At 39.9% G+C, this 8822-nt stretch carries 7 protein-coding genes and 1 pseudogene; 3 read left to right on the top strand and 5 right to left on the bottom strand.

What is annotated here, in order from left to right; translation table 11 throughout:
* Positions 1 to 102: 102 nt before the first annotated feature.
* Positions 103 to 906: pseudogene (locus tag ACZM60_RS09775) on the bottom strand (alpha/beta hydrolase); the annotation flags it as partial.
* A 57-nt stretch (positions 907 to 963) separates the two neighbouring features.
* Positions 964 to 1503, bottom strand: coding sequence for a flavodoxin family protein (locus tag ACZM60_RS09770; protein ID WP_489521403.1), 540 nt, complete (start codon positions 1501 to 1503; stop codon positions 964 to 966).
* Positions 1504 to 1723: 220 nt separating this feature from the next.
* Between ACZM60_RS09770 and ACZM60_RS09765 the strand changes: the two genes are divergently transcribed.
* Positions 1724 to 2635 (top strand): helix-turn-helix domain-containing protein, encoded by a 912-nt coding sequence (locus tag ACZM60_RS09765; RefSeq protein WP_489521402.1) that lies wholly within the window; start codon positions 1724 to 1726, stop codon positions 2633 to 2635.
* A 21-nt stretch (positions 2636 to 2656) separates the two neighbouring features.
* Positions 2657 to 3529 carry a helix-turn-helix domain-containing protein gene (locus tag ACZM60_RS09760; RefSeq protein WP_489521401.1) on the top strand — a complete coding sequence of 291 codons (873 nt, stop codon included), beginning with the start codon at positions 2657 to 2659 and terminating at the stop codon, positions 3527 to 3529.
* A gap of 98 nt (positions 3530 to 3627) precedes the next feature.
* Here ACZM60_RS09760 and ACZM60_RS09755 read toward each other — a convergent pair whose 3' ends face one another.
* The 3 genes from ACZM60_RS09755 to ACZM60_RS09745 are packed head-to-tail and all read right to left on the bottom strand — an operon-like array spanning position 3628 to position 6145.
* Positions 3628 to 4815, bottom strand: a complete 1188-nt coding sequence (locus ACZM60_RS09755; protein WP_021970956.1) for a class I SAM-dependent rRNA methyltransferase — start codon at positions 4813 to 4815, stop codon at positions 3628 to 3630.
* A gap of 14 nt (positions 4816 to 4829) precedes the next feature.
* Entirely contained in the window at positions 4830 to 5462 is a 633-nt protein-coding gene (locus tag ACZM60_RS09750; protein ID WP_021970955.1) for a 3'-5' exonuclease, read from the bottom strand.
* Positions 5463 to 5485: 23 nt separating this feature from the next.
* Complete coding sequence (locus ACZM60_RS09745; RefSeq protein ID WP_340318443.1) at positions 5486 to 6145, bottom strand: DUF5063 domain-containing protein; 660 nt, start codon at positions 6143 to 6145, stop codon at positions 5486 to 5488.
* A 130-nt stretch (positions 6146 to 6275) separates the two neighbouring features.
* Here ACZM60_RS09745 and ACZM60_RS09740 point away from each other — a divergent pair, with 130 nt between their 5' ends.
* Complete coding sequence (locus ACZM60_RS09740; RefSeq protein ID WP_489521400.1) at positions 6276 to 8816, top strand: FtsK/SpoIIIE family DNA translocase; 2541 nt, start codon at positions 6276 to 6278, stop codon at positions 8814 to 8816.
* Positions 8817 to 8822: the final 6 nt, after the last annotated feature.

Genomic DNA, 8822 nt, shown 5'->3' with positions numbered 1-8822 from the left:
CTTTTCTTTAAAGTTACTGACTTTCAGGGACTTTTGCAAATATAATCTATTGATAATTAAATACTTAACAATAGAATTTTATTTTTTTGTCATCTACTAAACTCCGTGAATCATCAATACCGCACTACGAATCCCACTACTATAAGTCAGCAAAGGGGTATTGATAAACGAAAGTGCCGAAGTAATATTCCAGCCGCCATTCGAATTGAGAGAACGTTTATGATAACCTCGTTTCGTTTTATAATAATCATAATAATCTTTCACAAACTGAGGAGCATCACTCGGCAGAGGGTCAACCACACCACCGGCACGTGCATACGAACCATTTCGTGCATCAATAGTACGCTGCGCATTTAACTTCTTACGAAGTTCATATCGAGCATTTTCATCCATCGAATCAAAATATCCGTTGGCATTAACCCTGCTCATGTCATACATGGTTACAGTCACAGTAGCCTTAATGCGAGTATCTATGGCAGCAGCATTAAGAGCCATTCCTCCCCAGCCACAAATTCCAATAATTCCAATCCGTTCAGGATCCACATCATCGCGAATAGAGAGAAAATCAACTGCCGCTGAAAAATCTTCTGTATTAATATCAGGAGAAGCAACATAACGAGGTTCCCCACTACTTTCCCCTGTATAAGAAGGATCAAAGGCTATAGCCAAGAATCCTCGCTCAGCCATAGTCTGAGCATATAGTCCTGATGACTGTTCCTTCACCGCCCCAAAAGGACCACTAACTGCTATCGCCGGGAGTTTACCCTCAGCCTGTTTAGGCTTATACAAATCGGCAGCCAATGTAATGCCAAAACGATTTTTAAAACGAACACTTTCCACCGTTACCTTATCACTTAACGGAAAAGTTTTCTCATTCTCGTGTGCATAAAGTGTATTCATAATCATAGATATAAAACAAACTATATATATTATTTTTTCTTTCATCGCTACATAATTGATTCATTATACATTCATCCCCATCTTATAAGCTTCATCCAAGACAGGTTTGCCTTTTATTTCTCCTACATGCCACACCCCACCGCAAAACAAAGTGTCTTTTACAACCGGGTTCTCCAGACAATCTAAGAAACCCATAAAATTATCGACAACCCTATCCATAATCGTATTATCATCTTCGGCCGCCGTCGCAATGAAATAAAATTCTTTATTTTTCATTTCAATATAAGAACCACAACAACGGTCTATCAATGTTTTCATCTGTGCACTCATTGCATAAAAGTAAACAGGAGTAGCCATAACAATCACATCAGCTTCCAGCATCTTACCGATTATTCCAGCTGCATCATCACTCTGCGGACAAGGTTTTTTGTATAGACTACAAACACTACAGCCTAAACAAGGATGGATTGTTTTATCGCGCAAAAAAATCTTTTCTGCAGTATTTCCACTTTTCACTACGCCACGCATAAATTCATCACAAAGAGTATCAGAATTTCCACCACGACGCGGACTAGATGATAAAATCAAAATCTTTTTAGCCATATTATCATTATTAGTTTCTATTTTTCAACAAGGCAAATTTCAGAAGAAAAGAGTAACTGCCCTGTAGATAAATTACAGATGTTATAACCTGAATTACGGAATCATTTTATTCCATTTTAAAGTAGATTTAAATCTGTAACATCGGTTATACAATCTGTAATTGGGGTTATACAGATGTATAAACTTTATCCTATCTTTGTCTTGAAATAACTATCGCCTTATGGATAAGATTCTCAATTTAAATAGTGTAGATTTATACAACCAACTATATGGGCTCGAAACATTAAATCCATTAGTCAGCGTCATCGACCTGAACAAAGCTACCCGTAAAATGACCTACACCCACTGGAATTACGGCGTTTATGCTTTGTATCTGAAAATGGGAAAAGCATGCGACATTAAATACGGACGCCAAACTTATGACTATCAAGAAGGAACTGTTGTTTGCTTCGCTCCTGGTCAGACTACAGAAACGACATTGAACACAGAGCGTATACAACTAAATGTACTTGGAATTCTTTTCCATCCAGATTTGCTACGGGGAACAGCACTCGGCAAAAACATAAAAAAATATACATTCTTCTCTTATGAAGTAAACGAAGCACTGCATCTATCGGCTGAAGAAAGATATATCATAGAAGATTTATTGAAAATAATCCGAATGGAACTGGAATATGGCATTGATAAACACAGTAAAGTACTATTAGTGAATCACATTGAGCTACTACTAAACTACTGTATGAGATTCTACGAACGACAATTCACGACCAGAAGTAAAATCAACAGTGATGCACTGACACGCTTTGAGAAACTCCTCAATGAATATTTTGAGGGTACGCTTGCAGAACAGAACGGACTACCAACTGTTAAATATTTTGCGGACAAGTTATGCCTTTCACCCAATTATTTTGGTGACATGCTGAAAAAAGAAACGGGGAAAAACCCACAAGAATACATTCAAGAGAAACTTATAGAACTGGCTAAAGAGCGCATCTCCGATTCGGAAGAAACCGTCAGTCAGGTTGCCTACTCATTAGGATTCCAATACCCTCAGCACTTGTGTCGTCTGTTCAAGAAACGAGTAGGATGTACTCCAAACGAGTATCGCACACAAAATAACAGACATGCATAAAAATACCTAATAAAAGCAACAATGTTAGATTTCAAAACAGTATATGAATGTAACCATTGTTTGGGATGCAAGACATTACACCCTCAGGTAAGTATTATCAATCTCGCTAATCCCAATCTGAAACAAGATACTGTGAAGTTCGAATTTTATGCAGTCCTTCTAATAGAAGAATGCCCGGACGACTGTTGTTGCGGACGAAAACATTATGACTATTCCAACGCTACAATGTTTTTTCTTGCTCCCGGAGAAATATTCCGCATGAGTAAAAGCCACCCCCTTCCCGATAAAGGTTATCTGCTTGCATTTCATCCCGACTTATTGTTCCGAACTTCGTTAAAGAACCATATCAAGAACTATACTTTTTTTGCTTACCATGAAGAAGAGGCCTTACATCTCTCACAACGAGAAACGACTAAAATAATATGCTGCCTCGAAAATATAGAAGACGAATTACGGCACCCTATCGACACCTATAGCAGTACAATCTTGTCACATCACATTGAGTTATTATTTGATTATTGTACCCGGTATTATGAACGACAATTCATCACTCGGGAAAACAAGAACAAAATCATATTCGAAAAGATGGAAAGATTCCTTAATCAATATATTGATTCCGGGAAATTACGTGAGGGTACACTGCCTACGTCTGAACTATGCGCAGAGAACTTAGGTTTGTCTACTGCCTATTTCAACGACTTGATCAAATTTGAAACCGGCAATACATTTCAAGAATACTTCCAATTTAAGCGTCTGGAAACAGCCCGAAAAATGTTATTGAAAGGAAAGGATACCCCGTATTCTATTGCTTGCCAATTAGGCTATTCCAATATAGGATATTTTAATCTGATATTTAAGAAAATAATGGGCACATCACCAATCGAATACAAATAGTCCCATAACTAAAGAGTAACAACAATAACAAACGGGTATGGATCAATACTAAAAGCTGTTAAATCCATACCCGTCATATATCAATTAAACGACTGTAATTACTCTACATAAAGTACTAATCCCTTCAGATACTCACCTTCCGGATGATAAATATTTACGGGATGGTCTCCCGGCTGCGTTAACTGATGAAGTATACGTACACTTCGTCCACTCTGAGCTGCTGCCGTAAATACAGCATTACGGAAATTTTCCTTATTTACGACCTGTGAACAAGAGAATGTAAACAATATACCTCCGGGACGGATTTTCTCAAAAGCTTTTGCATTCAACTTCGTATATCCTCTTAACGCATTACGTAAGGCATCACGATGCTTGGCAAAAGCAGGAGGATCAAGAATAATCAAATCATACTGGTCACCCATACGATCGAGGAACTTAAATGCATCCTCAGCATAAGCTTTATGACGAGGATCTCCTGGAAAATTCAGCTCAACATTTTCATTGGTTAGATCGATAGCTTTAGCCGAACTATCAACAGAATGTACCAGATTGGCTCCCCCTCGCATGGCATAGAAAGAGAATCCACCTGTATAGCAAAACATATTCAGAACATTTCGTCCCTTTGCATATCGTTCCAACAGATGACGGTTCTCACGTTGGTCCACAAAGAAACCGGTTTTCTGTCCTTTCAGCCAGTCCACATGGAATTTCAAGCCATTCTCCATAGCCACATTTTCCGGACTACCTCCCTTAATAAATCCATTTTCCGTAGAAAGCAAATCAGCTTTAAACGGTAATGTAGTTTCCGATTTATAATAAATATTCTGGATAACATCGCCCATAACCTCCGACAAGGCATCTGCTATTTCCATGCGATATACATGCATACCGGCCGAATGAGCCTGCATCACAGCCGTATGGTCATATACATCAATTATCAGTCCCGGCAAATTATCACCTTCACCATGTACCAAACGATATGTATTGTTCTGTGGATTACCTATTAACCCCAAAGCCACGCGCAAATCCTTTGCCACACTAAGCTTACGCACCCAGAAAGCATGATCAATCGTTTCCTGCACAAACGATAATACACGCACAGCAATACTTCCAATCTGGAAATGACCACATGCGATAAACTCTTTTTTCGATGTATACACATCTACTATTTCTCCTTCTTCGGGCTCACCTTCTACACGAGCAATAGCACCCGAAAACACCCACGGATGAAAGCGTTTCAACGATTCTTCCTTACCGGGTTTCAGATATACTTTTTTATACGACACGTTTATTATCTTAATTAGTTATTTTCTATTTCCACTATTTTCACGATTTCATAACATCCTGTACTACGCAAATCGTCCAAATAATTATAAATTTCCACACAGGCCCACGCATCGGTTGCTGCATAAGCTTGCTGGGCTTCAGTCAGAACCTCTGCCTCCCAGTTCGACAAACGTTGAGTCTTTGAAATTTTCTTTCCAAACAACAGCGCATATATCTTCTGCAAGCTCTTTTCTTCTATACCAAAGCGAGGAACATAATCTTGTAGTTCAATCCAATTTCCTGTTCGAGGATCTTTGGTATTCCGCTTACGAAGCATTGCAAAATCATCCTTCAGTGAAAGACCTACTTTCAAAACATCATTCTGTAAAAACTCTTCCAGAAAATCAGGTAAGCCCAAACGATTCAACCGAAACAAAAAACACGTATCATGAGTCGCAATCTGTAATAAAGCGACTTTATGCGTTGTTCCTTTACGAAACGAAGGACGTGTTTCTGTATCCACCCCCACAATAGAATGAGTATTCAGATAATCGACAGCTTTACGGGCATCAGCTTCCGTATTAATAACGAAGATACGTCCCTCGAAACTTACTTTGGGTAACGTAGCTACATCCTGTTTTGATATTTTATTATGTAATACAACCATGCATTTATTTTTCCTCATGTAAATCACTCCCAACGATCTCCTGAGCCATCATCTTCACCAGCCTCCAGTCCCTCGTATAAATCGTCCTCACTATATCCGGCATCAGCATCAAACGGAGAAGCCATATTTTCATCTTCGTCGTCCATTTCATCTTCATCATCGGGATGTTTGCTGTATTTCACATCATGCAATGCACGCATGGCATTCACCAAACGTTGTCCCCAAAATTCAGCAAAATGTTCACGGCAGATTACCAACGCATCATTCATGGTCTGATCAAATCCTAACTGATATACACAAATGAAATCCTTTAAGGGCTGATAAATATCTGCCAAATTTTCGGAAATATTCTGCTTGATAGGAGTGTCACTATAAGCCATGTCATCCAGGAACACGTCCAGATAATCATCTTTTGCTCCCATCAGTGCCGCTACTCCGGCACGAATACGTTCGTAATCTCCCTCCGTCACAAAAGTTTCAGGGTCAAACTCATCAATACGCTCGCCCTCCGGCAATAAAGAAGCCTTTAAATACAACAAAGGCAGCAATTTAAGCACCTTATCGACAAAGGTACGCCGTTTTGTTTCAGTAACGCGCTCCAGAAAACCACAAAATTCTGCCGCAACAGTCACAAATTCTACGGTATTTTTATCAAATATAATCGGGGTATTACTCTTTTCCATAATTAAACGAATTTCGCGACAAAGGTACGAAAAAAAATAATTCTCCACAATTTATTATAAGCAGAGGCAACTGACGGGTTCAAAAAATATTCGTACATTTGCGTTCAAATTTGAACATTGAATAAGAATCATGAAGAAAAAAACAGATAACAAGCCCAGTGAAGGGAAGTTTGGCATACCCAACAAAGTAGTGACAGCCATCAAAGGCGAAACCATCCATTTCATTATTGGCCTGCTATGCGTCATCTTTGGCGTGTACATGCTGTTAGCATTCAGTTCCTTCTTCTTTACAGGAGGAAACGATCAAAGTATTCTGTCGCATCCAGATCCAGGGGAATTACTGGAGACAGGCAACCGCATACAAAACTATGCAGGAGCACGGGGAGCCCAATTATCCCAGTTCCTTATCAATGATTGTTTTGGTATTCCTGCATATTTCATCATAATCTTTTTAATCGTTGCTGGAATGAAGCTGATGAAAGCATACGAATTTACTTTGTGGAAATGGTTCGTTTCTTGTACGGCACTGATGATCTGGTTCTCCATAACATTAGGCTTTGCATTCGGCGGCTCATTTGAAGACTCATTTCTTTACCCGGGAGGATTGCACGGTTACAATGCCAGCAGATGGATTTGCTCTCAGGTAGGAGCATCCGGTCTTGTTCTCCTCCTGTTAGTGACAGGTATATTTATCGGTATATTTTTCACTAAAGGTACAATCGATGTAGTACGTAAAGCCCTCCATCCATCTCTCCCCAAACGAAACAAAACGAGTCAAGAGGGGAACGACGACAATAAAGATAATAAAGTAGTGACAACCGAAGACGAAAAAGCGGATAAAGAAGAGGTGGAGGAACAAAAAGCAGAAACGGTTTCTGAAGAAAAAGGAACTCAAGAAGAAGAGGAAAAAGAAAAACCTATTCAAGCAGAACCAGAACAATATAAAGATCCTCAGCCGGTAGAAATTGAACTTGACCCGATAGAAAAATCTCTTCCTCACCAGACGGAAAATGTAAAATCCACACCGATTAAAGAAACAATTCCTGTTTCTGAACCATTATCCGATATCGAAGAAGAAATTGAAGATAATGAACCAGCCTTTGAAATAAACACCGAACACAAAGAAGAAGATGAAGAATATCAGGGCAATATAAATCAGCCTTACAATCCTCGTCTGGATTTGGAACATTATAAATTTCCTACGCTGGACTTACTTAACTCATACGGAGACCATGAGCCTACTATTGATATGGAAGAGCAAAATGCCAACAAAAACCGTATTATCCAAGTATTGCGTAGCTTTGGCATTGAAATAAGTTCTATCAAGGCAAGTGTAGGTCCTACCATTACTCTTTATGAAATAACTCCAGCCGAAGGAGTGCGCATCTCTAAAATACGTAATCTGGAAGACGATATTGCTCTTAGCCTCTCGGCGTTGGGTATTCGTATTATAGCCCCCATCCCAGGTAAAGGAACAATCGGTATCGAAGTACCGAATGCAAATCCTCGTATCGTACCGATGAGTTCCATTCTGGCAAGCAAGAAGTTCCAGGAAACAACCTTCGACCTACCCGTTGCCTTAGGAAAGACTATTACCAACGAAGTCTTTATGGTAGATCTTACTAAAGCACCACATATGCTGGTAGCAGGTGCTACCGGACAGGGTAAATCTGTAGGATTGAATGCCATCGTAACTTCACTGCTTTACAAGAAGCACCCCAGTGAACTGAAATTTGTCATTATTGACCCGAAGAAAGTTGAGTTCGCTATCTATGCACCTATCGAGAAACATTTTCTGGCAAAGTTACCCGATGCATCCGATGCTATCATCACCGATGTAACAAAAGTAGTCCAGACCCTCAACTCACTGTGTGTGGAAATGGATACTCGTTATGATCTATTACGTAAGGCAGGCTGCCGTAATATAAAAGAATACAACGCCAAATTTATCAATAGACAGTTGAACCCGGAAAACGGACACCGTTTCATGCCATATATTGTCATCATTATCGATGAGTTCGGCGATTTGATTATGACAGCTGGAAAGGAAGTAGAATTACCTATTTGCCGTATAGCCCAGTTAGCACGTGCTGTAGGTATACATGCCATAATCGCGACCCAGCGTCCGACAACCAACATCATAACTGGTACTATTAAAGCCAACTTCCCAGCTCGTGCTGCTTTCCGTGTAGCATCAATGATGGACTCCCGTACTATTCTTGACCGACCGGGTGCACAGCAGTTAATAGGAAAAGGTGATATGCTTTATCTGCAAGGCAATGACCCAGTACGTGTACAATGTGCTTTTGTCGATACTCCAGAAGTAGAAAAAATAGCTGCATACATCAGCCGTCAACAGGGCTACCCTACAGCTTTCTTATTACCTGAATATGTAGATGAAAATGCAGAAAGCAGTGCTGCCGCAGATGTGGACATGAACAGGCTGGACCCCTTGTTTGAAGAAGCTGCACGACTGGTCATTTATCATCAGCAGGGTTCAACCTCACTTATCCAGCGCAAATTCTCCATAGGTTACAATCGCGCCGGAAGAATCATGGACCAACTGGAACGTGCAGGTATTGTAGGACCTGCTAACGGAAGTAAAGCACGCGATGTCCTCTGCATGGATGAAAATGACCTGGATATGCGTATGAGTAATTTAAAGAACTAATAAAAC

Source organism: Phocaeicola sp., from assembly GCF_057861905.1.
Note: the sequence above shows the minus strand (reverse complement) of the source record. Positions and strands in the feature narration are given on the sequence as shown.